The sequence below is a fragment of the Streptomyces sp. NBC_00328 genome (genome assembly GCF_036139655.1).
Classification (GTDB): Bacteria; Actinomycetota; Actinomycetes; order Streptomycetales; family Streptomycetaceae; genus Streptomyces.
This window is the reverse complement of record NZ_CP108013.1, coordinates 4580287-4603626: the sequence shown is the minus strand read 5'-3', so window position 1 is coordinate 4603626 and position 23340 is coordinate 4580287. Positions and strand designations below refer to the sequence as shown.

21 protein-coding genes are annotated in these 23340 nt (G+C 72.2%); 13 read left to right on the top strand and 8 right to left on the bottom strand.

What is annotated here, in order from left to right:
* Positions 1-82: 82 nt before the first annotated feature.
* On the bottom strand, positions 83-748 hold the full coding sequence (locus tag OG485_RS20070) for a bifunctional DNA primase/polymerase (RefSeq protein WP_328669705.1): 666 nt from the start codon (positions 746-748) through the stop codon (positions 83-85).
* A gap of 300 nt (positions 749-1048) precedes the next feature.
* On the opposite strand from OG485_RS20070, the gene OG485_RS20065 reads away from it, so the two are divergent.
* Positions 1049-2434, top strand: a complete 1386-nt coding sequence (locus tag OG485_RS20065; protein WP_328669704.1) for a transcriptional regulator — start codon at positions 1049-1051, stop codon at positions 2432-2434.
* 555 nt (positions 2435-2989) lie between these two features.
* Complete coding sequence (locus OG485_RS20060; protein ID WP_328669703.1) at positions 2990-4645, top strand: hypothetical protein; 1656 nt, start codon at positions 2990-2992, stop codon at positions 4643-4645.
* Positions 4646-4732: 87 nt separating this feature from the next.
* Here the strand turns inward: OG485_RS20060 and OG485_RS20055 are convergent, their stop codons facing one another.
* Positions 4733-6034, bottom strand: coding sequence for an ABC transporter substrate-binding protein (locus OG485_RS20055; RefSeq protein ID WP_328669702.1), 1302 nt, complete (start codon positions 6032-6034; stop codon positions 4733-4735).
* Between the two features lie 117 nt (positions 6035-6151).
* Between OG485_RS20055 and OG485_RS20050 the strand changes: the two genes are divergently transcribed.
* Together OG485_RS20050 and purU are read left to right on the top strand one after the other, a co-directional pair.
* Positions 6152-6652 (top strand): SCO4402 family protein, encoded by a 501-nt coding sequence (locus tag OG485_RS20050; protein WP_328451308.1) that lies wholly within the window; start codon positions 6152-6154, stop codon positions 6650-6652.
* A gap of 103 nt (positions 6653-6755) precedes the next feature.
* Entirely contained in the window at positions 6756-7637 is an 882-nt protein-coding gene (gene purU / locus OG485_RS20045; RefSeq protein WP_328669701.1) for a formyltetrahydrofolate deformylase, read from the top strand.
* Positions 7638-7701: 64 nt separating this feature from the next.
* Here purU and OG485_RS20040 read toward each other — a convergent pair whose 3' ends face one another.
* Complete coding sequence (locus OG485_RS20040) at positions 7702-8988, bottom strand: maleylpyruvate isomerase N-terminal domain-containing protein (protein WP_328674568.1); 1287 nt, start codon at positions 8986-8988, stop codon at positions 7702-7704.
* 107 nt (positions 8989-9095) lie between these two features.
* A complete protein-coding gene (locus OG485_RS20035) occupies positions 9096-9677 on the bottom strand; it encodes a sigma-70 family RNA polymerase sigma factor (protein ID WP_328669700.1) in 582 nt (193 codons plus the stop codon).
* Positions 9678-10191: 514 nt separating this feature from the next.
* Here OG485_RS20035 and OG485_RS20030 point away from each other — a divergent pair.
* Positions 10192-10524, top strand: a complete 333-nt coding sequence (locus OG485_RS20030; protein WP_326790909.1) for an STAS domain-containing protein — start codon at positions 10192-10194, stop codon at positions 10522-10524.
* 240 nt (positions 10525-10764) lie between these two features.
* Positions 10765-11277 (top strand): EF-hand domain-containing protein, encoded by a 513-nt coding sequence (locus tag OG485_RS20025; RefSeq protein WP_328669699.1) that lies wholly within the window; start codon positions 10765-10767, stop codon positions 11275-11277.
* 24 nt (positions 11278-11301) lie between these two features.
* Here the strand turns inward: OG485_RS20025 and OG485_RS20020 are convergent, their stop codons facing one another.
* The gene (locus tag OG485_RS20020; RefSeq protein WP_328669698.1) at positions 11302-12834 is read right to left on the bottom strand and encodes a class I adenylate-forming enzyme family protein; all 1533 of its coding nucleotides are present in this window, start codon (positions 12832-12834) and stop codon (positions 11302-11304) included.
* Between the two features lie 217 nt (positions 12835-13051).
* On the opposite strand from OG485_RS20020, the gene OG485_RS20015 reads away from it, so the two are divergent.
* The 4 genes from OG485_RS20015 (at position 13052) to OG485_RS20000 (ending at position 17357) form a co-directional block, all read left to right on the top strand.
* Positions 13052-14239, top strand: coding sequence for an amidohydrolase family protein (locus tag OG485_RS20015; protein WP_328669697.1), 1188 nt, complete (start codon positions 13052-13054; stop codon positions 14237-14239).
* On the top strand, positions 14239-15393 hold the full coding sequence (locus OG485_RS20010) for an acyl-CoA dehydrogenase (protein WP_328669696.1): 1155 nt from the start codon (positions 14239-14241) through the stop codon (positions 15391-15393). The genes OG485_RS20015 and OG485_RS20010 overlap by 1 nt, the downstream gene beginning before the upstream one ends.
* A 9-nt stretch (positions 15394-15402) precedes the next feature.
* Positions 15403-16416 (top strand): acyl-CoA dehydrogenase, encoded by a 1014-nt coding sequence (locus OG485_RS20005; RefSeq protein WP_328669695.1) that lies wholly within the window; start codon positions 15403-15405, stop codon positions 16414-16416.
* A gap of 479 nt (positions 16417-16895) precedes the next feature.
* Positions 16896-17357, top strand: coding sequence for an ATP-binding protein (locus tag OG485_RS20000; RefSeq protein WP_328669694.1), 462 nt, complete (start codon positions 16896-16898; stop codon positions 17355-17357).
* On the opposite strand, the gene OG485_RS19995 is transcribed toward OG485_RS20000, so the two are convergent.
* A complete protein-coding gene (locus OG485_RS19995; protein WP_328669693.1) occupies positions 17354-17494 on the bottom strand; it encodes a hypothetical protein in 141 nt (46 codons plus the stop codon). The genes OG485_RS20000 and OG485_RS19995 overlap by 4 nt on opposite strands.
* A 453-nt stretch (positions 17495-17947) precedes the next feature.
* On the bottom strand, positions 17948-18883 hold the full coding sequence (locus OG485_RS19990; RefSeq protein ID WP_328669692.1) for a cyclase family protein: 936 nt from the start codon (positions 18881-18883) through the stop codon (positions 17948-17950).
* Positions 18884-18978: 95 nt separating this feature from the next.
* Between OG485_RS19990 and OG485_RS19985 the strand changes: the two genes are divergently transcribed.
* The 3 genes from OG485_RS19985 (at position 18979) to OG485_RS19975 (ending at position 22274) form a co-directional block, all read left to right on the top strand.
* Positions 18979-19890, top strand: coding sequence for an SDR family oxidoreductase (locus OG485_RS19985; protein WP_328669691.1), 912 nt, complete (start codon positions 18979-18981; stop codon positions 19888-19890).
* A gap of 32 nt (positions 19891-19922) precedes the next feature.
* Positions 19923-21113 (top strand): acyl-CoA dehydrogenase family protein, encoded by a 1191-nt coding sequence (locus tag OG485_RS19980; RefSeq protein WP_328669690.1) that lies wholly within the window; start codon positions 19923-19925, stop codon positions 21111-21113.
* A 111-nt stretch (positions 21114-21224) separates the two neighbouring features.
* Positions 21225-22274 carry a Zn-dependent alcohol dehydrogenase gene (locus tag OG485_RS19975; RefSeq protein WP_328669689.1) on the top strand — a complete coding sequence of 350 codons (1050 nt, stop codon included), beginning with the start codon at positions 21225-21227 and terminating at the stop codon, positions 22272-22274.
* 64 nt (positions 22275-22338) lie between these two features.
* On the opposite strand, the gene OG485_RS19970 is transcribed toward OG485_RS19975, so the two are convergent.
* On the bottom strand, positions 22339-23340 hold the full coding sequence (locus OG485_RS19970) for a GlxA family transcriptional regulator (protein ID WP_328669688.1): 1002 nt from the start codon (positions 23338-23340) through the stop codon (positions 22339-22341).

The window sequence follows — 23340 nt, the reverse complement described above, 5'->3', positions numbered from 1 at the left end:
CCCGCCACCCGTCTCCGCCGGGTCTCAGTCGATCTACCGGTCCCGGCGGGCCTCCACCGGCCCCTGCCGGCCTCCGCCGGTCCTACCGGTCGCGGTCGCGTCCGCAGGCGTAGGCCAGCGGCGAGATGAGCTCCTCCACGTCCGGCAGCCAGCGGTTCGCGGGCGTCGGACGGCAGGCCCACTGCACGGCACCCCGGGATCCGACCCGGGTCGGCGGCGCGGCCACATAGGCTCCCTCGCCGAGCGTGGTCAGATCGAGCGAGGCGGGCGACCAGCCCAGCGTCCGTATCAGGCCGGGGGTCTTCGCCGCGGCTCCGGGGAGCACGAAGAAGTGCATGCGACGGTCCGGGGTGCACGTCACCGGCCCGAGGGTGAGCTCCATCCGCCGCATCCGGGCCAGTGCCAGGAACCCGGCGCTTTCGGGCACGTCGATCGTGTCGAACGTACGCCCCGTGGGCAGCAGGATCGACGCCGTCGGCCGCATCGACCAGAGCCGCCCCGCGACCGTCGCGCTGCCCGTGGCCAGGCTCGCCCAGTCCTCGCGCGCCGGATGCGCGCCGGGCACGGCACAGGCGGGTTCGCCGCAGGAGCAGAGCTGCACCCCGCCGGCCGCTTCCAGCCAGGTGCCGGGGAACACGTCCCAGTGGCGTTCCTCGGCATAGCGCACGGCGGCGTCCCGCAGCGATTCGCCACGCTGCTGGGGGATCTGTGCGGACTCGGTGCCTGCGATGGTCTCTTCCACGTGCATCCCAACTCCCGCGTCCACCCCGGGTTACGGGGGACACGCGCGCGGGGGAGGAGCATCGTTTCCCCGCCTGGGGCGCATGGGTGCACGTGTGGGGGCGCGCGAGGGCAGCGGCAGCCGGTAGCGGGTAATCAGGGGTGGGGCCGGGCGACCTTCCTTACCCCGGCAATCCTCACATGTCTCGCATCTTCGGCATGTCTACGGGGCATTGATCTTCGTGGCCGGCTTCCTTCGGTGCGACCGGCCGGTGAGGACACATCAACTCGGTGCGTGGGCAGGCACCGCAGCCACAGGGGGTACGCCATGGCCGCAAGGCCTCTCATCGCCAGGCAGCCGAACGAACGGCTCCAGGCACTCATCCAGGAGGCGGGCTGCTCGAACGCCGGGCTGGCCCGCCGGGTCAACATGTGCGGAGCGGAGCACGGACTCGATCTGCGCTACGACAAGACGTCCGTCGCGCGCTGGCTGCGCGGTCAGCAGCCCCGGGGACGGGCTCCGGCGATCATCGCCGAGGCGCTCGGCCGCAAGCTCGGCAGGACGGTCACGATCGACGAGATCGGCATGGCCAACGGCAAGAACCTGGCCTCCGGTGTCGGTCTCCAGTTCTCGCCGACGATACTGGGCGCCATCGAGCAGGTCTGCGAGCTGTGGCGCAGCGACGTGGGCCGCCGGGACTTCCTGTCCGGCTCGTCCGTCGCCGCCTCCGCGCTCGTCGAGCCCAGCCGTGACTGGCTGATCTCGTCGCCGGACTCGCAGGTGGCCCGGTCCGCGGGTCCGCGCGTCGGGCTCTCGGACGTGGCGGCGGTCCGCGCGATGACCCAGGCCCTCGTCGACCTGGACCACCAGTACGGCAGCGGGCATGTGCGCCCGGTCGTCGTGCACTACCTGAACAGCGTGGTCTCCGGGCTGCTCGCCGGCTCCTACCGTGAGGCGGTCGGACGCGAACTGTTCGCGGCCGTGTCCCGGCTGACGGAACTCGCCGGCTACATGGCCATCGACACCGGCCAGCCAGGGCTCGCCCAGCGCTACTACATCCAGGCGCTGCGGCTCGCGCAGGCGGCCGGTGACCGCGGTTACGGCGGCTACGTCCTCGCCGCGTCCATGAGCCACCTGGCGGCCCAGCTCGGCAACCCGCGCGAGATCGCGCAGTTGGCGCGCGCGGCCCAGGAGGGCGCGCGCGGGCGGGTGACACCGCGGGCGGAGTCGATGTTCCTCGCCGCCGAGGCGCGGGGGCACGCGCTGATGGGCGACGCGCGCGCCGCGCAGGTGGCGTCCGGGCGGGCCGTCACGGCCCTGGAGAACGCGGACGCGGCCTCCGGGGACGACCCGACGTGGATCGCGCACTTCGACGAGGCCTATCTGGCCGACGAGTTGGCCCACTGCCACCGGGACCTCGGCCAGGCCGAGGCGGCCGCGCGGTGCGCCGAGGAGTCCCTGGCCGGCCATCCCGAGTCGCGTGCCCGGCGCCGGGCCATCGGCTATGTCCTGCTGGCCACGGCACAGGTCCAGCAGCGCGAGGTGGAGCAGGCCTGCCACACCGGCCTGCGCGCCGTCGAACTTCTCGGCACGCTCCGCTCCAACCGCGGCGCCGAGTACCTGGAGGACCTTCAGCAGCGCCTGGAGCCGTTCCAGGACGAGGCCGTGGTGCGGGAGTTCGGGGCGCGCATGGAGTTGCAGGCGGCGGCGTGACCGTACGTCGGGGATCTGGGGATCTGGGGATCTGGGGAACCTCGGGGCTTGGGGAGATCTGGGAGTCCTGGGGGACTTGGGGATCTGGGGGTCCTGGGGGACTTCGGAGACTTCGGGGACGAGAGGGACTTCGGGGGCCTGAGTTGAGGGTGTGCCGTCCGGTGCGGCCGGACGGTGCGGGCCGGCCGGGGGCGCACGCCGTGTGCGCCCCCGGCCGGCCCGCGGTCCGCGCGCGGGGGTGTGTGCGATCCGGCTCAGGACCCGGGCCCGGGAGCCCGGTGGACGTCGGGCGGCGGCCGCCGGTACGGGGTGTGATCATTTCGCTTCCACGTCCTCCGGCCGCGCGCTCATGAACATATGGCCCGTACGGGAGTGAACGCCGGGAAAACGAGGGCCCCGTGAGGGAGAGGAGTGAGATACAGCGCATTCGGGGGCGGTTTCGTTACCCGTGTCACACTGCGCCGCGGTCACCGCAGGTGCTGCGTAGCACCGGGTTGTGGGGACCCGGTAGCGTGAGCCGATGATTCCGAAGGTCCCCCATTCGTAGGAGTCCCGGTGACGCAGAGTGGACAGGGCGAGGAGCCCTCGGCGCGGCCCGCGCGCGAAGGCATCGTGCTGCCCTCCGACGGTAGCGAGCCGATGCTGCCGGGCACGACGGGCGACCGTGTGACCCCGGCCAGTGGCCCGGCCTGGGGTGGGCAGTGGGGCCCCGGCCAGTCGGCCGCCCCGGCTCCGCAGTCCGCCGACGGCTGGGGTGCGCCCGCGAACGCCGCTCCGTCGTGGGGTGCCTCCGCGCCCTCCGACTCCCAGGGCTGGCCGGCGGCGGACCCGCACGGCCCACAGCAGGCGCAGGGCTTCGGCGCGCCGGGATCCGGCCCCGCACCGCTGCCGCCCGAGAGCGCGACGTCCTCGGGCTACGGCGCCCAGGGCGGCTATGCGCCGGGGGCGCACGGCTCGCACGCCGCCGCCGGATACGACGGCTACGGCTCCTACGGGGCCCAGGAGCAGCAGGGCGGGCACGCCGGCCCCGGGGCTCAGCTCCCGGCCGGCGGCGAGGACGGCGCCACTCAGTACATTCCGTACATACCGGCCGCCCCGGGTGGCGACGAGGGGGCGACGCAGTTCATCCCGCCGGTCGCCGCCGCGCCGGACGAGGGCGCCACCCAGTTCATCCCGCCGGTGGGGCCGGGCGCTCTGCCGCCGGAGATCCACACCGGTGCGCCGCAGTACCTGGGGCAGTCGGCGCAGGGCGGCGCCGGTTCGGACGCCGACGCCACGCAGTACATCCCGCCCGTGCCCGCGCAGCCGTCAGGGTCCTTCGGGATGCCCTCCGGCGCGCCCGAGGAGCGGCAGCCCCCGGCGGAGTTCGACAGTCTCTTCCGCAGCGAGCCGGAGGTGGCCGGGTCGACGCAGATGCTGCCCCGTATCGACGCGGGCGCCCCACAGGCCCCGTACGGCGCGGGTGACATGTACGGAGCCCAGCCGGCGCCGGGCGCCCCCGGCGGCCGGGCGGGCGGGCGGCGTGGCGGCTCCGCCGCCGGTGACGGAGGCGGAAGCGGCGGCGGCGGTGGCCGCAGCGGCTCGCGCGTCCCGGTGATCGCGGCCGTCGGCATCGGCATCATCGTGCTCGGTGTCGGCGCCGGCGCCCTGCTCAGCGGAGGCGGCGGCAGCGACGACGGCAAGGACGACACCGGCAAGACGGTGGCCGCGACCGCGCCCGCGACGGCGGGTTCGTCGGCTCCCGCCGGTGACGCGGTGAAGGCGCAGGCCGTCGAACTGGACAAGCTCCTCGCGGACAGCACCAGCAGCCGTGGCTCGGTGATCAACGCCGTGGCGAACGTGAAGGCGTGCGACAACCTCGGCCAGGCGGCCACTGATCTGCGGAACGCGGCCAAGCAGCGCGGGGAACTGGTCACCCGGCTCTCCGGCCTCACGGTCGACAAGCTGCCGAACCACGACGAGCTGACCGCCGCCCTCAACAGCGGCTGGAAGGCCTCCGCCTCGGCCGACAGTCACTACGCGGCCTGGGCCGACCAGGTCGCCAACGACAAGAAGGGCTGCCGCAAGGGCAACGCGCGTACCACCGGGCAGACCCAGGCGGGCGACCGGGCCAGCGGCACGGCCTCCGCCCAGAAGGAGAAGGCCGCGCGGCTGTGGAACTCCATCGCGTCCGAGTACGGCCTGACGCAGCGGACCCGCTCCCAGCTCTGACCTGGCACGACGAAGCCCGGTCTCCTCGCCGAACGGCGAGGAGACCGGGCTTCGTCGTGCGCGGGGTCCCGCTTCCGGCCGGGGCGGCTACTGCTCCGCTGTGGCCAGGGTCTTCGCCATGTTGACGAACTTGCTTCCCTGCGCGGTGAGCTGACCGCCGCGAATGACCTGGAAGGTGACGTCGGCGTTGACCAGGCGCGGGAAGTCTGCGGCCGCGGTCTCCGTGTCGAAGCGCCAGCTGAGGGTCGGCGTGACCCCGCCCGTGTCCACCTTGAGGCCGTTGTCGAGCTCGCGCCGGAGGGTGAGCGGCGAGACCTCGCCCGCGCCGAGGGCCTCGATGGACTTCTTCAGCACGGTGTAGGCGATCCAGGTGGTCTGCACCCCGGCGTCGCCGGGATCGATCCGGTTGTCGCCGAAGGCCTGCTCCTTGATCACCGCGCGCATCGGGTTCCAGCGCGCGTCGTCGGCGGTGGGGTACCAGCCGGTGACGTACGACCCCTCGTAGGGGCCCGACTTGCCGCCGGTGGCGTCGATCAGCGACTGGTCGATGTTGCCGATGACCGTACCGGTGTGCACCTTCCGGTAGTCCTCGGCATCGCGCCTGAAGGAGTCCATGAAGGTGTTCGTGCGGTCACCGAGCGCGGGGACCACACAGCCCTGCCGGGTCGGGTCGGAGGTCGCGTGTTCGAGCGCGAGCCGGGTCGGCCGGGAGTACTCGGTGGCGTCGTCGGCCGCCCGCTGGTCCGCGGCCTGCGGGTGGCCCAGGGCCTTCAGGCCGGCGTTGAGCAGCACGGGCAGCTCGTCACCGGCGATGGTGTCCGGGCGTATGAGGGAGACGGGGCCGCAGTTCTTGCCGAGCTGCTTGCCCAGGCCCGCCAGGAGGACGCCCTGTCCGCCGTTGACGGGGTAGGAGATGGGGCTGGTGAACTCGTCGTCGGTGACGCCGAAGCCGCCGATGTAGGGGATGCCCGCACTCTCCAGCGGGGCGAGGAACGCCCGGCTGTGCTGGCTGTAGGAGCCCACGACCGCGACGACGTCCTCGTCGGCGGCCCGCTCGGCGCAGTGCGCCGCGGAGACCGAGTCGTTGTGGTCGTTGCAGGTGAGGACCTCCAGCCGACGTCCGTTGATGCCGCCGTGGGCGTTGACCCAGCGCGCGTAGGCCTTCGCCAGCGCCGGCATTCCGGGCTTGTTCGTCGCGTTGGTCTTCTCGGGGGCCCAGGTCATCACCTTGACGGGGCCATCCCCGGAGCCCCCCGTGGCACCAGGGATGACCCCGCATCCGACGGCGACCGACGCGCACGCGACCAGCGCGCTCGCGTACAGCAGCTTGGCCTTGCGGGGCCGGGGCGGAGTGGGGGAGGTGGTGCGAGTACGTCGCCTACCGGTCATGGGCATGCACGATTCCCCCACACCGAGAACCGTTGTGTGACCCGCGGTCGACACCAGGTGACGCAGAGGTGAATTGCAGGGGGCGATGAACTGTTTTTCACAGGGAACGTACGATCGGTGACCGTGCAAGACTCGGAGAACTCTTCCCGCCGTGGCCGTCGCTCATCCACCATGGGCGGCATGCCACTGAACGACATGCCGTGGTGGCGCTGGCGCAGCAATGTGCGCTCCGCGCTGCACATGCTTTCCGACCCCGCCTTCCAGAGAGACGTCTGGCTCGCCGGCGTCGACGGATACGGCGACGTCACCGACGCCGTGTACCGCCTGGTCGAGGACACCTGGCTGGACAACTGGTCGGCCGAGAAATACGTCGGCACGATCTTCCGGGACTCCCAGGAGGCGGCCCTCGTGGACAGTGCCGTCCTGCGGGTCCTGCGGATCATGCACCAGGTCGGACCCGACGCGCCGGTCTCCGCCTATCTCGACCACCAGGCGTGGCCGGACGCCCTCCAGGCCGCGCGTGCCGCGCACGTACGCCTGGCGTCGAGCGACGGAGAGGACCCGGACACGCCTCCGCGCACCCTTGAGGTCCTGCGGATCCTGACGCGGTCCGCCTGAGCCGCCGGGCCGGCCGGCCCGGCGGCCGTGCCATGCCCTGGGCGGCGTCCGCGTGGCGGAACGGCACTCCTGTGCGGGCGCCCGGTATGAAACGCTGTTCGGCATGAATGAGCCGTCCGTCCGCGAGACCGTGCCCGCCGAGCAGTACGTCCTGACGCTGTCCTGCCCCGACAAGCAGGGCATCGTGCACGCCGTGTCGAGCTACTTGTTCATGACCGGCTGCAACATCGAGGACAGCCAGCAGTTCGGCGACCACGACACGGGTCTGTTCTTCATGCGCGTCCACTTCTCGGCGGAGTCGCCGGTGACCGTGGAGAAACTGCGTGCGAGTTTCACAGCGATCGGCGACGCCTTCCACATGGAGTGGCAGATCCACCGGGCCGAGGACCGGATGCGGGTCGTCCTCATGGTCAGCAGGTTCGGTCACTGCCTGAACGACCTGCTCTTCCGCGCGCGGATCGGCGCGCTGCCCGTCGACATCGCCGCGGTGGTCTCCAACCACACCGACTTCGCGGAGCTGGTGGGGTCGTACGACGTTCCCTTCCACCACATCGCGGTGACGAAGGACACGAAGGCCGAGGCCGAGGCGCAGCTGCTGGAGCTGGTGCGCGAGAAGGGCGTCGAGCTGGTCGTCCTCGCCCGCTACATGCAGGTCCTCTCGGACGACCTGTGCAAGCAGCTCAGCGGCCGCATCATCAACATCCATCACTCCTTCCTGCCGAGCTTCAAGGGCGCCAAGCCGTACCACCAGGCGCACGCCCGGGGGGTCAAGCTCATCGGCGCGACGGCGCACTACGTCACCGCCGACCTCGACGAGGGCCCGATCATCGAGCAGGAGGTCGAGCGGGTCGGCCACGAGGTCACCCCCGACCAGCTGGTCGCCATCGGCCGTGACGTGGAGTGCCAGGCGCTCGCCCGCGCCGTGAAGTGGCACGCGGAGCGCCGCATCCTGCTCAACGGGCGCCGGACGGTCGTTTTCGCCTGACCGCCTGACCGCCTGACCGCCTGACCGCCTGACCGCCTGACCGCCTGACCGCCTGGCGGTCGGGTCACATGCGGCTCAGTGATGCCGCCGCGGACAGTACGTCCCAGATGACGTCGCGGTCGCCGTCCTGTCCCGCGGCCGCCTCCTCCGGCGACACATGCCCCGCGGCCAGGCGGCAGAACTCCACCCCGTCCAGCGCGACGTGGGCCACCTCGTGATCGGCGGAGCCGACGGCGCCGGGCGAGTCGAGCGGGATGAGCCACTCGCCGCCCCCGGAGCCCTCGATCTCCAGGCGCAGGCTGCGCCCCGGAGCACCCGCCGCGACGAGATGGCGGGCCGACCGGGCCGACAGCCCGGCCCGGCGCCGCTCGGCGAGCGAGACGGGCAGCATCCGCGCGGCCAGGTCGATCATCCGGTGCAGATGCCGGGGAGCGGGCGGTTCGTACGGGTAGTCCACCGCGTCGGCGATGTCCCCCGCGTGCACCCAGCACTCGAAGGCCCGGTCCAGCATCGAGTCGCTGAGGGGCAGCTCGAAACCGCCGTACGGCACGGTGAGCCGCCCGGAGGCCTCCCCGCCGGCGACCCCGCCCGCGGCCGGGGCGCCCTCCTCCACGAACGACACGGTCCGCACGATGCCGTGGCTCTGCTCCCGCCAGGGTCCGCGCACGGACGAGGTGGGCGGGACGCGCGAGGAGCGCCAGTACGCCTCGGTGCGCTCCTGCGGTGACGGCCGCTTCGCGTCGGACCCGCCGAGCGGGTCGTCCAGACCCAGCGCTACGGCGACCAGTCCGTCGACGCTCAGCAGATGGGCGATGACCCCGGCGACGGTCGTGCGCCGGCTCACGGGGCCGTCGCCCTCGAACCAGCGCAGCCGCACGGGCGCGTGCCATTCGGAGCCGCCGATGTCCTGGAGCAGGGCGTCGAGACGGGCGGTCTCCGCGTCGTACGGAGCGGCCCACTCGGGTACCGGTATGCGCGGCGGGCGCCGGTCCAGGCAACTCGTCAGGACACGGGTGCGCAGCGTCGGGTCCAGGTCGAGGCTCTCCGGCGGATGCAGCAGCCCGACCGCCTCGCGCAGCCGCAGCGCCTCGTCGGCGCACGAGCCGCAGTCCCCGAGGTGGTCCTCGACGGCACTCGTCTCGTCCGCCGAGCAGGCGGCCAGCGCCCACGCGCCCAGCAGCGACTTCAGGACCCGGTGTTCGAGGAGCAGCGGCGCCGGGCCGGGGGTGGCGGCCGGTTCGGGCAGCGGCAGCCCGGTGTCCTCCACGGAGGCGCGCGGCGGCGGGATGCGCGGCGGTCCGCCCGGCCGCCGTCCGGCGCCGTCGGCGTCCTCGTGCCCGTCCTCGTGCATGCCGCTGTGTCCGTTCTCGTTCTCGTCCGTGTTCCCGTGCACGTCCTCGTGCCCGTCCGCGCGTCCCTCCTCGTCGTCGAACGACGCGAACCGGCCAGGTTCCCCGCTCACACCGCACCCCCGGGTTCCGGCGGTGCGGCGGCGGGTCCGGCGTCGTGGGCGGTGGACAGCAACTGGAGGCCGAGGCGCAGCCGGCGGCGGGCCTCGTCCTCGGTGACGCCGAGATCGGCGGCCGCCTGGCGGTAGTCGCGGCGCTGGAAGTACGCCAGTTCCAGAGCGGTCCGCAGCGGGGTGGGCATGGACGTGACGATGTAGTCCGCGCGGGCGGCGACGGACGCGCTGCGTACCTTGCGCTCCAGCTCCTCGGCGGTGCCGTCGCCGCTCCGGGCGAGCGCGGCGGTCTCGGTGGCGCGCAGGCGCTGCACGGCCAGCCGATGGGTCAGGGTGGCGACCCAGGAACGCAGCGGGCCCTGTTTGGGGTCGTAGGCGTCGGGGTTCTCCCAGACCTGGGTGAAGACCTCGCGGGTGATCCCGTCGGCGGCCCGCTCGTCCCCGAGCACGCGATGGGCGAGACCGTGCACGAGCGAGGCGAACCGGTCGTAGAGCTCGCCGAGCGCGGCGGCCTCCCCGCGCGAGAGCCGCTGTTGCATCCTGCGGTCCCAGCGGGGCGGTGCGTCCTGCGTCGCCATACGGCCCCCTCACCCCTGGTCGTGCCCTGCGCCCGTCCCTGCGTCCGGCCGGTGTACCGGCCGTGTCCCCTGTCGCTGTCCAGCCTGTGCGCACCCGCTGTCTTGAATGTAGTCGGCACGTCCGACAGCGCACGCCCCTTTGCGTCAATGTGCGCCCCTCGGCGGGCCGTGGATGGTAGAAGCGCGCCCGTTCCACCCTCGCACCTGATCACAACTGGCCATATGCGACCGAAAGAGAACCCTCGTGGAGCATTTTCGACCGTAGACAGGCGTTTCTTCCTGGCGGGATCCGTGTTTCATGGAACTACGGCGGGGCAGCCGCGCTGGAAGGAAGCGTACGGAGTGCTTCCGTTTCTGCTGGGCGAGGCGAGCGAGAGGCGTGGCGGTGACGCTCAAGGTGACGCACGTGACCGACGTGCCCGACGTGACCGACGGCGAGAGCGGCGCGGACGGCACGGGGAGAGGGAATGCGGGCGGTTCGGACGTTCCGCGCCGCCACGAGAGCGAGTGGGCCGTGCTGCGGGTGTCGGGCGAGCTCGACCTCGTGACGTCGCCGGCGCTGCGCCAGAACGTCCACGACGTGGTGGCGGCGGGCCGGCACAGCGTCGTCCTGGACCTGTCCGAGGTCGTGTTCTGCGACTCCAGCGGCGTCGGCGTCCTGATCGCCGCCCGCCGTCTCATGCGCTCCTGCCGGGGGCGTCTGCGGCTGATCCTGCCCGCGCAGGGCGCGGTCGACGGCTCCCACGTGAACCGCGTCCTCGGGGCCCTCGGCGTGCGCCGGCTCTTCGACGTGTACCCCGACGTCGACGCCGCCACGGACGAGGAGTCCCGCCCGCTGTCGGCCTGACGGCCCGGACACGGCCCGCCCGCCTCCCTTTCCCTCTCCCTCCGCTCATGGCCCCTCGCCCGGAGCGACAGCACCTGATCACCGCGCGGCACACCAGCACGCCGTTGTCCCGGAATTCTTGCGGTCTTGGTACAACCGTCGCTTTCCGGCACCCCGGACGGTTCGGGCGTCGTACGCTCCGTCCCAGATGAACCGCAGTCCGGCCGAGGCCGGCTGAGAAGTGAGGCGGTCCGACACACCATGGTCAGTTCCGAGTACGAGCGCAGGATCGCCGCCCGGTTCGCCGGCTTCGACCAGGACGGCAACGGCTACATCGACCGGGAGGACTTCAACGCCGCGACCAAGGCCGTCCTCGCCGAGTTCGGCACGCCGGCCCGGTCGGACAAGGGCCAGGCCCTCTACATCGGGGCCGAGGCGTTCTGGCAGGGCATGGCCGGGATAGCGGACCGGGACGGCGACCAGCGGATCACGCGCGAGGAGTTCGTGAGCGGCGCCGTCAAGCGGCTGCGCGACAACCCCGAACGGTTCGCCGAGATCGCCCGGCCCTTCCTGCACGCGGCCCTCGCCGTGGCGGACACCGACGGGGACGGCGCGGCCACGGTCGAGGAGGCCACGCGCGTCCTCAGGGCCCTGGGAGTGGGCGACGGCATCGCCGCCACCGTGGCCGCCGCCCTGGACGCGGACACCGACGGACGGATCGGCGAGACGGAGATCGTGAGCGGCTTCGCCCGCTACTTCACCGTCCCGGAATAGCCGGAGCGGGCCGGCGGGCGGGTCTCACCCCGAGAAACGCTCCCTGAGCCGGTACTTGAGCACCTTCCGTAGCGTCTCGTTGCGCGGAAGGGCGTCCACGACCTCCAGCTGCTCCGGCAGCTTGTGCACGGACAGCCCTTCCCCGCGCAGGTACGACGTCACCGCGGCCAGCGTCAGCTCCGGGGCACCCGGCGGCTGTTCCACCACCGCGCACACGCGTTCCCCGCGTTCGGCGTCGGGCAGTCCGATCACGGCGGCGTCGCCGACCGCCGGGTGCCGGTGCAGCAGGTCCTCGATCTCCTTCGCGGAGATGTTCTCGCCCTTGCGGATGATGATGTCCTTCACCCGGCCGGTCAGGACGAGGTGACCGCTCCCGGTCAGATGCCCCACGTCCCCGGTGATCAGGAACCCGTCCGCGTCGAACGCCTCCGCGGTCTGTTCCGGGTCCAGATATCCCTGGCAGACGGCCTCCCCCCTGAGCCGCACGTCACCATCGACACCGCACGGCCGGGCGGCGCCCGCCGCGTCCACGATCCGTATCTCCATGCCCTGCGGGGGCCTGCCCTCCGTGGTGGCCAGGTTCTTGGCCATGTCGTCCGGCGCGCCCATCGTGATCATCGGGACCTCGGTCATCCCGTATCCGTGGGTGAGCTGTACGCCCATCTCCCGGACGACGGAGTGGTAGACCTCGGGCGGCTTCGGGGCCCCGCCGCCTGCGAGCAGCCGCAGCGTGGGAATGACCGGCTCCCCGGGCTGCTTGCGCTGTTCGGCCAGGAACATCGAGTAGAACGCGGTCGACCCGCCCGCCACGGTCACGCCGTGCCTGCGGTACTCCTCCAGGGCGGCGGGCAGCGCGAAGTGCTCGAACATCACGGCCGGGAAGCCGTACAGCAGCAGCATCACCGTGTAGTCGGGCCCGGCGATGTGCGCGTACGGGAAGGCCATCGAGCCGACGTCGCTCGCGGACAGCCGCAGCGCGTGGGCGAGGCAGGAGCCGCCCGCGATCAGCGAACGGTCGGTGTGCAGCACACCCTTGGGGTCGGAGGTGGTGCCCGAGGTCCAGTAGATCCAGCGGACGGAGGTGCCGTCCGGGGGCGGGCCGGGCAGGACGGCGGGATCGCCGTCGGGCAGCTCGTCGTACGCCTCGAAGACGTTCTTCGCGTCCAGCCGGTGTGCCATCGCGGTGTGGTCGAAGCCGCGCCACCGGCCCGGTACGGCGACGTACTCGGCCTTCGACTCCCGCAGCGCGAAGCCGACCTCGCGGTCGCGGTAGAAGGGGATCACCGGCGACTGCACGGCGCCGACGCGGGCCAGCGCGAAGGACAGCAGGGCGGTCTCGATCCGGGTGGGAAGCTGCCAGGCGACCACCGTGCCCGGCCGTACGCCCTTGTCGTGGAGGCCCGCCGCCACCCGCTCGGCGCGGTCGCGCAGCTCGCCGAAGCTCAGGGAACGGTCGCCCTGGAGCAGGACGGGCCGGTCGGGGGTGAGGTCGGCGCGGCGCTCGACCAGTTCCCACAGCGTGCGCGCGGAACTCAGGGCGTGTGCGATGTCGTTCACTGCGACCCCCTGTGGTCGGTCACTTCGGCGAACAGAGCCGGCGAACAGAGCCGACTGACAGAAATGACGGACAGAACTGACGACAGAACTGACGGTTGGTCAGATTGTGCGCAGAGCGTAGGGCTCGGCGCCTTGTCGGTCCATAGGCGCGGGGCTAGCCTGCTTGTGGAGTTGAATCTGACGGGTCATCAGAAACGTACGCCAGGCGGAGGGGACCATGACCGAACTGCCCCGCATCATCAGCGTCGACGACCATGTGATCGAGCCCGCGCACCTCTTCGAGACCTGGCTGCCGCGGAAGTACCACGACCGGGGGCCGAGGCCGCTGACCGCCGGAATCGGTGAACTCGCCTACGTCGGGGGCAAGTACCAGATCACGATGGACCCGGACGGTCCGCCGACCGACTGGTGGATCTACGAGGACCTCAAGTTCCCGTACAAGCGCAACATCGCCGCCGTCGGCTTCGACCGCGACGAGATGACGCTGGAGGGCATCACCCGCGCGGAGATGCGGCGCGGCTGCTGGGACCCCGCCGAGCGGCTCAAGGACATGGACCTCAACCACGTCGAGGCCAGCCTCTGCTTCCCCACCTTCCCGCGCTTCTGCGGCCAGACCTTCGCCGAGGCCCACGACAAGGAAGTCGCCCTGGCCTGCGTGCGGGCGTACAACGACTGGATGGTCGAGGAGTGGTGCGGCGACAGCGGCGGCCGGCTGATCCCGCTGTGCCTGATCCCCCTGTGGGACGTCGGCCTCGCGGTCGCCGAGATCCGCCGCAACGCCGCCCGGGGCGTCAAGGCCGTCACCTTCTCCGAGATCCCCACCTATCTGGGGCTGCCCTCCATCCACTCCGGCTACTGGGACCCGTTCTTCGCGGTCTGCCAGGAGACCGGGACGGTCGTGAACATGCACATCGGCTCGTCCTCCCAGATGCCGGCCGCGTCCCCCGACGCGCCCCCCGCCGTCCAGGCCTCGCTGTCCTTCAACAACGCGATGGCCTCCATGATGGACTTCCTGTTCAGCGGCGTCCTCGTCAAGTTCCCGCGCCTCAAACTCGCCTACTCCGAAGGCCAGATGGGCTGGATCCCGTACGCCCTGGAGCGCGCCGACGACGTCTGGTCGGAGCACCGCGCCTGGGGCGGGGTCAGGGATCTGATCCCGGAGCCCCCGTCCACGTACTACTACCGGCAGATCTTCTGCTGCTTCTTCCGCGACAAGCACGGGGTGGCGTCCCTGGACGTGGTGGGCCGCGACAACGCCACCTTCGAGACCGACTACCCGCACGTCGACTCGACCTTCCCGCACACCAAGGAGGTCGCCCTCGACCATGTGAAGGGCCTCGACGACGAGACGATCCACAAGCTGATGCGCGGCAACGCCATCCGCATGCTGGAGCTGGACCTGTAGTGGACCTCGCGTACACCCCCGAGGAGGAGGAGTTCCGCGCGCGGCTGCGGACGTGGCTCGCCGGGGTCCTGCCGGCGCTGCCGCCGAAACCGTCCCCGCACGACTGGCCCGCGCGACGGGCGTACGACCTCGGCTGGCAGCGGATGCTGTACGACGCCGGGTACGCGGGGCTGCACTGGCCCGTCGACGCCGGCGGCCGGGGCGCCACGCCGACGCAGCACCTCATCTACCTGGAGGAGACGGAGAAGGCGGGCGCCCCCTACGTAGGAGCCAACTTCGTCGGGCTGCTGCACGCGGGGCCGACCATCGCCTCCGAGGGGAGCGCCGGGCAGCGGGCGCGCTGGCTGCCGCCCGTGCTGCGCGGCGAGGAGGTCTGGTGCCAGGGCTTCAGCGAGCCGGACGCGGGCTCGGACCTCGCGGCGCTGCGCACGCGCGCGTGGCGCGACGGCGACGACTACGTGGTGAGCGGGTCCAAGATCTGGACCTCGCACGCCGAGGTCGCCGACTGGTGCGAGCTGCTGGTGCGCACGGACCCCGCCGCCCGCAAGCACCGGGGCATCACCTGGCTCGCCATGCCCATGGACGCGCCCGGGATCACCGTCCGGCCGCTGCGCACGCTCGCGGGCTCCACCGAGTTCGCGGAGGTCTTCCTCGACGAGGTGCGGGTCCCGGTCGCCAACCGGGTGGGCGCCGAGAACGACGGCTGGCGCGTGACCATGGTGACGCTCTCCTACGAGCGGGGCACCGCCTTCGTGGGCGAGGTGGTCGCCTGCCGACGCGTCCTGTCCGAGGTCGCGCGCGAGGCACGGAAGAACGGCCGCTGGGACGACGCCGTACTGCGCCGCCGTCTCGGCAGGCTGAACGCCGAGTTCCGCGCATTGTGGCGGCTCACCCAGTGGAACGTCAGCGAGGCGCAGAGCGCCGGGGGCGTGCCCGGTGCCGGCGGTTCGGTCTTCAAGCTGAGGTACTCGCACGCCCGCCAGGAGCTGTACGACGCCGCCGCGGAGGTTCTCGGTCCCGAGGCCCTGGACCTGGGACGTGAGTGGACCCTGGACCGGCTCTCGTCGCTGTCGTACACCATCGCGGCCGGCACGTCGCAGATCCAGCGGAACATCGTGGCCGAGCGGATCCTCGGCCTTCCCAAGGGGAGGTGAGTCCGAGAGATGGACTTCCGGCTCACCGACGACCAACGGGCCTTGAAGCAGGGCGTACGCGACCTGTTCGAGGGCCGGTTCGGACGGGAGGCGTTGCGCGCGGCCGTGGACCGGGCGGACGGCAGGCGCGGGGCGGAGGCCCCGGAGAGGGCGGACGGGAAGGGCACGGCAGGCGGGAGAGAGGGGGCGGACGGGAGGCGCCGGGAGGGCGCTCGGGTTCTCGACCGGGAGCTGTGGCGCGAGCTGGGCGCGGCGGGGTTCTTCGCGCTTCGCCTGCCCGAGGCCGGGGGCGGCGTGGGCCAGGGCCTCCCGGAGGCCGTGCTGGCCTTCGAGGAGGCGGGGCGGGTCCTGCTGCCGGGCCCGCTGATCGCCACGCACCTCGCCGCGGGCACCGTGGCCGGGGCCGCCGCCGGGGACGTGGTCGTGACGTCCGCCGACGGGGGACTCGTGGAATGGCTGGAGGAGGCCGACGTCGTCCGGGGCGACGTCACCGGAGCCCAGCCGCTGGCCCCGGTGGACCCGCTGACCCCCCTGCACCGGCTGCCCGCGACCGACGGACGGCCGCCCGGCGGGGGCGCGTTCCGGGCGGTCCGGACGCCGGACGGGCTCCTCGTGTCGCTGTTCACCGCCGCCGAACAGCTCGGCAGTGCCGCCCGAACCTGCGAGAGCGCCGTGCAACACGCCCGGACGCGCGAACAGTTCGGGCAGCCGATCGGTGCCTTCCAGGCGGTGCAGCATCTGTGCGCGGGCATGCTCGCGCGGGTCGAGGTGGCCCGCGCGGCCGTCTACGCCGCCTCCGTCACCGCCGACCCGGTGGACATCGCGGCGGCCCGCCTGCTCGCCGACGAGGCCGCCGTGCGCGGTGCCCGCGACTGCCTCCAGGTGCACGGCGGCATGGGCTTCACCTGGGAGTCCGACATCCACCTGCACCTGAAGAGAGCGTGGACGCGGACGCACCGCGCCGGTGGGACCACGCGGAGTGAGGAGGAGTCGGCGGACGATCTGGTGGCCGGGACGGCGTGAAGGGCCCCCGCGCCGGGGCGCCGCGGGAGGAACGGGGGCGGATGTCGCGGATCGTGGCAGAACGGGATCACGGAGCGTTGAGACCGGGTTGTGTCCTAGGCGTGACTTGTCACGGCCTGGAGTCGGCGCCGGGCTCCGGTACCTTGTGTGGGATGCGAGTGGTTCTGAGGCTGAGCCATCCCGGTGTTGCCCCCGAGGCCGCGCCGGACCCGGCGATGCGCGCCGTTCGCAAGGCGGGACGGACCCCCGTACCTGCCTGTTCGACTCCCCATTGCGAGCGTCGCACAGTATGCCGCACGCGTACTCCTTCGCGCTGGAATATGCCCGAAGCGCTTGTTGGGGTGACTGTACGTCAACCATGCTGTCTCGCAAGGGAATCACGTTCCGTGATCCTTGTTCTGGCCATGCAGAAAATGGCTACGATCGTGGCCCTTGTGAGGCGCGAGGCGATGTGTCCGCCGGTTCGGATGGTGTGAGCGGTGCAGGTGCTTCAAGTGCAGCTGGAGATCCGGCCCGACCCCGCAGAGGTGGGGCGAGCCCGGCGGTGGGCCCGTTCGAGGCTTGCGGGGTCCGGGATAGACGCCGATGAACCACTCGCCGAGACGCTGATCCTGCTCGTCTCCGAGCTCGTCACGAACGCGGTCGTGCACACCGGGTGTCCGGCCGTGCTGCGCCTGTGTCTGCCGGGCGGTGCCGGGGACGCCACCGTGCGCCTCGAAGTGGCCGACTCCAGCGCCCGGCCGCCGATGCCCCGGCACGCGGACGGTGACGAGACCAACGGCCGCGGCCTGGAACTGGTCGACGGCCTCGCGGACCGCTGGGGCTGGAATCCCGAGGGTGCCGGCAAGCGCATCTGGTGCGAGCTGGACCGTTGCGCCTCGGGCGCCGCGCAGGACTCCCCGTACGGCGCCTATGGCGGCTACGCGTACGAGGCGGTCTAGGGCCTGTCCGGCCTGCCCGCCCGGCCCGCTTCCTCGTGGGTGCCGCGCCGGGCGGTGCGCTGCCGTGCCGTGCGGCCGAGGGCGTCCTGGCGGTTCCTCCCCTTCGCGCACATCTCGCGCTTTGTGCATGTATGCACGAAAGCGCTGTACACGGCCGCGGTTGTGGCCGAATGCGCCGGGTCGTGCTTCCGTACGCGTGGTCTCAAATAGGGTGGATTACCGCAAATCCCCGATCGGGTGTTGACGTGGCGTGTCCGTTTGATCACGCTTGTGTTCAGCGATTCGCCGCGAGGGGACGACGAGGGTTCCGGTGACGGGGACCCTCGGCGAGTGCGGGTCGTGATTCGGCGTCGGCTTCCCCACGGCCAGGGGAGGCAGGGCGGGAACGCCGGAGGCGGATGGCGGCGCGCGATGCCGTGCCCGGGGAGAGGTGGGGACCTTCCGGCCGGGCGCAGTCGAGAGTGGGGGAGGCGCGCCGCCACCCGGCCCTTGGACGAACAGGCTCTGGACCGGCCCTCGGAGGGAGAAGCCCTGGGCCGGTCCCCTTGCCGGACGGACCCCTGGAGTCACCTCTCGGGGCGGACGGGTCGTCAGAGTACGGCCACGGGTGCCACCGGTGTGCCGGTGCCGCCGACGAAGGGTTCCGGCATCGCCGACAGCAGGAAGGCGTAGCGGTCTTCTTGTCCACAGGCTGTGGACAACTCTTCTAGATTCCAGTTCTGGCCCTGAATCATCCCCATTTCGACCAGATCGAGTGCGTGCACGGGTAGCCACAGGTCCTCGATCTCGGGCGGGAAGATCTCGAACGTCAGGGTGTCGTTGGCGACCGCCGCGACATCGCGCGCGTGGAACCACTCGGGAGTGCGCACCGACAGGCCCGGCGACGGATACCCGTACCCGTGCTTGTCGCCCGCCAGATACACCTGGATCTGTCCGGTCCTCACGAGCACGATGTCGCCCGCCCTCACCCGTGTGCCCGCCAACTCCTCCGCGGCCTCCAGGTCTTCGGGGGTGACGGCGTGCCCGCCGGCCAGCCGGTGTTCGCCGCGCGCCCGTGCCACGTCGAGCAGGACGCCCCGCGAGACGATGTGCCGCGGCTTGTCGATCCCGCCGAACTCGGCGCCGCCGTGCGGGGTGACGGTGGAGGCGGGGCGTCCGTTGTAGAGCCTGCCGGAGTGCGAGACATGGGGCAGCGCGTCCCAGTGGGTGGCCGCCTGGAGGCCCATGGTCACGGCGTCGTCGCTGCACGCCACCGTGCCGGGGCCGAAGATCTCCTGGTTGATCTGCACCATCGCGTGCAGCGGATTGACCCGCCCGGGGATCATCCCGGTCTGCACGCCGTCCTGCTGGAGCGGCAGGGCGAGCGGCACGCGGTGCCCGGTCCGTACGGTCGCGGCGGCCTCCCGCACCACCTCGTCGGTGACGAGGTTCAGTGTCCCGATCTCGTCGTCGGCCCCCCAGCGCCCCCAGTTGTTGACGCGCTTCGCGATCTCGTGGAACTCCGGATGAAGCGTCGGCCGCGACATGAGTCCTCCCCGGGGCTTGTCTCCAGGTATCTGACGGGTCGTAGAATCCGAGTTGAATCTAACGGACCGTCAGAAACTGCGGGAAGGGGCCGGGCATGGGGAACTTCCTTGCGGGCAAGGCCGTCGCCGTCACGGGCGCGGGCCGGGGGATAGGCCGGGCGGTCGCCCTCGCCGCGGCCGCCGAGGGCGCACGCGTCGTCGTGAACGACTACGGCGTGTCCGTCGAGGGCGGCGAGCCCACGAGTTCGGTCGCCGACACCGTCGTCAAGGAGATCGAGGCGGCCGGCGGGGAAGCGGTCGCGGTGGCCGACGACATCTCGACGATGGCGGGCGGGCAGCGGGTCGTCGACACCGCGCTCGCCTCGTACGGGCGGATCGACGGTGTGGTGTGCGTGGCCGGCATCCTGCGCGAGCGGATGCTCTTCAACATGTCCGAGCAGGAGTGGGACCCGGTCGTCGCCACCCATCTCAAGGGCACGTTCACGCTCTTCCGGGCCGCCTCGGCGGTGATGCGCAAGCAGGGCTCGGGCACGCTGATCGGCTTCACCAGCGGCAACCACCAGGGCTCGGTGGCACAGGCCAACTACAGCGCGGCGAAGGGCGGGATCATCTCGCTGGTGCGCAGCGCGGCCCTCGGACTGCACAAGTACGGGGTCACCGCGAACGCGGTCGCGCCCGTCGCCCGTACCCGCATGTCGGCGAACGTGCCCATGGAGCTGAAGGAGATCGGCGAACCGGAGGACGTGGCCGCGCTCGTGGTCTACCTGCTGTCGGACCGCGCCCGCGCGGAACGCATCACCGGGCAGGTCTACACGATCGCCGGACCCAAGATCGCCGTATGGGCCCAGCCGCGTGAACTGCGCGCCGGGTACGCCGAGGGCGCCTGGACCCCGGAGAGGATCGCCGACTTCCTGCCCGGGACCGTCGGCGTCGATCCGATGCCGCTGCTGGAACAACTGGAGGCGATGGCGCGGGCGGCGGCGGACAAGGCGCGCCCCAACGGGTAATCGTGCCCCCGGGCGCGGTGGGAGGAGAGCGCGTGGATTTCGCATTCGGCCCGCAGGACGAGGCCTTCCGGCGCGAGGCGCGGGCCTGGCTGGAGGAGCGTCTGACCGGCACCCCCGGGCGCCGCGACTGGGAGCGGGAACTCGGCAAGGGCGGCTGGATCGGACTCGGCTGGCAGGAGGACGGGTACGGCAACCGGTGTGCGGACCTGCCCCGTCAGGTCGTGTGGGCCGAGGAGTACGCCCGCTCCGGGGCGCCGGCCCGCTCCGGGCACATCGGGGAGAACCTGCTGGCGCCCACGCTCATCGCGCACGGGACACCGGAGCAGAAGCGCCGCTTCCTGCCGCCGATCGCCGAGGGCCGGGAGCTGTGGTGCCAGGGGTACAGCGAACCCGGCGCGGGCTCCGACCTGGCGGGCATCCGGACCACCGCCGCACGGGCGGCGGACGCGGGGGAGTACCGGATCACGGGGCAGAAGATCTGGACCTCGCTCGCCCACGAGGCCGACTGGTGCTTCGTGCTCGCCCGCACGGATCCGGGGTCCACCCGCCACCACGGCCTGTCCTTCCTCCTCGTCCCCATGGACCAGCCCGGCCGCGTCGAGGTCCGTCCGATCCGCCAGCTGACCGGCACCAGCGAGTTCAACGAGGTGTTCTTCGACGGGGCGGTGGCCCGGGCCGGTCACGTGGTCGGCGGCGAGGGGAACGGCTGGCGGGTCGCCATGAGCCTGCTCGGTTTCGAGCGCGGGGTCTCCACGCTGGCCCAGCAGATCGGATTCGCCGAGGAGTTGGGACGCGTGCTGCGGACGGCCGTCGCGACGGGAGCGGCCGGGGATCCCGTCGTACGCGACCGGCTCGTGCGCTCGTGGGCCGAGCTGCGCACGATGCGATGGAACGCCCTGCGCACCCTGGGCGGTTCCGAGGGCCCGGGAAGCCCTGGGAGGACCGGCGACTCCGGGGGCGAGGGGGCGCCGAGTGTGGCGAAGCTGCTGTGGGGCGGCTGGCACCGGCGGCTCGGTGAACTGGCGGTCCAGGTACGGGGGGCCGCCGCGGCGGCGGGTCCGGCGGACCGGTCGGCCGCGCTGCCCTACGAACTGGACGCCGCCCAGCACCTGTTCCTCTTCAGCCGGGCCGACACGATCTACGGCGGCTCGGACGAGATCCAGCGCACGATCATCGCCGAGCGCGCGCTCGGCCTGCCGAGGGAACCCCGGGGCCGGCCATGAGCGGGCAGGACGGCCGGGTACGGCACGAGAACGGCCCGGCGCGGACCGGGAACAGCCCAGGAACAGCCCACGGACAGCCCGGGTTGGCCCGGGAAGAGGGGAGCCGGCGCGATGCGAGGCGTGATCTTCGACGGGAAGAGGACCCAGGTCGTGGACGACCTGGAGATACGCGATCCAGGGCCCGGAGAGGTTCAGGTGGCGATCGTCGCGGCGGGACTCTGCCACAGCGATCTCTCCGTGGTGGACGGGACCATCCCCTTCCCCGTCCCCGTGGTCCTCGGCCATGAGGGGGCGGGCGTGGTGGAGGCCGTGGGCGCGGGCGTCACCCATGTCGGGCCCGGCGACCACGTGGCGCTGTCCACCCTCGCCAACTGCGGGACCTGCGCGGAGTGCGACCGGGGGCGGCCCACGATGTGCCGCAAGGCGATCGGCATGCCGCAACGGCCGTTCGCGCGCTCGGGAGAGCCGCTGTACCAGTTCGCCGCCAACTCGGCCTTCGCGGAGCGCACGGTGGTGAAGGCGGTGCAGGCGGTCCGGATTCCGAAGGACATTCCGCTGACGTCGGCCGCGCTGATCGGCTGCGGGGTCCTGACGGGCGTCGGAGCGGTCCTGAACCGGGCCCGGGTCGACCGCGGCGACACCGTCCTGGTCATCGGCACCGGCGGCATCGGTCTCAACGTCATCCAGGGCGCCCGGCTCGCGGGCGCCCTGCGGATCGTCGCCGTCGACTCCAATCCGGCCAAGGAGGACGTGGCCCGCCGGTTCGGCGCGACGCACTTCCTCACCTCGGTGGACGGGGTGAAGGACATCCTGCCCACCGGAGCCCAGCACGCCTTCGAATGCGTCGGCCGCGTCGAACTCATCCGCCAGGCCGTCGACGCGCTCGACCGGCACGGCCAGGCGATCCTGCTCGGCGTCCCCCCGGCGACGGCCGAGGCCTCCTTCCTCGTCTCCTCGATGTACCTCGACAAGTCCATCCTGGGCTGCCGCTACGGCTCGTCCCGCCCCCAGCGGGACATCGCCCTGTACGCCGAGCTGTACCGCGAAGGCCGCCTGCTGCTCGACGAGTTGGTGACGGCGACGTACCCGGTCGAGGACTTCGAGAGAGCGGCCGAGGACGCGCACGCGGGGAAGGTGGCGAGGGCGGTGCTGACGTTCTAGTGCCCCGGCAGGCGGGACCTCGTACGGGAGGGGGCGGACGGTTCCCGGGGCAGTCGTCCCGAGGTCATCGCTCGGGCCCGGTGCCCGACCTGAAGGTGCGCCGGTAGGTGGTCGGGGTGACGCCGAGGGTCGCCTGGAGGTGCTGGCGCATCGACTGGGCCGTGCCGAAGCCGGCGTCGCGGGCCACGTGGTCGACGGACAGGTCGCTGGACTCCAGGAGATGGCGGGCGTGCTCCACGCGCTGCTGGGTGAGCCACTGGCCGGGGCTGACACCGACCTCCTCGCGGAAACGCCGGGTGAAGGTGCGCACCGACATGGACTCCTGCTCGGCCATGTCGCGCAGCTGGATCGGCTCGTGGAGGCGGCCGAGCGCCCAGGCGCGGGCGGCGGTCGTGGTGGCCGACCCGGCCTCCGGGACCGGGCGCCGGATGTACTGCGCCTGGCCGCCGTCGCGGTGCGGCGGTACGACGGTCCGGCGGGCCACCTCGTTGGCGACGGCGGCGCCGTGGTCCCGGCGTACGAGATGCAGGCACAGGTCGATCCCGGCCGCGACCCCGGCCGAGGTGAGGACGTCCCCGTCGTCGACGAAGAGCACGTCCGCGTCGACGCTGACGCTCGGGAAGAGCCGCTGGAAGTGCTCGGCGTGCATCCAGTGCGTGGTGGCGGGGCGGCCGTCGAGATATCCGGCGGCGGCGAGGACGTAGCCGCCGGTGCAGATGGAGACGAGGCGGGTGCCGGGACGGATGTGGGTGAGGGCGGCCGCCAGCTCCGGGGTCAGGATGCCCTCCTGCTCCACGGGGCCCAGTTCGTACGAGGCCGGGACGACGACGGTGTCGGCGGTGGCCAGCGCCTCGGGTCCGTTGCCGACGAGGACCGAGAAGTCCGCGTCCGTCTCCACGGGGCCCGGCGGCCGGACCGAGCAGGTGACGACCTCGTACAGCGGGCGCCCGTCGGTGTCCCGCGCCTTGCCGAAGATGCGCTGCGGAATGCCCAGCTCGAAGGGGATCAGACCGTCCAGGGCGAGGACGACGACGCGGTGCGGGGGCAACGTACCGGAAGTGGCCAT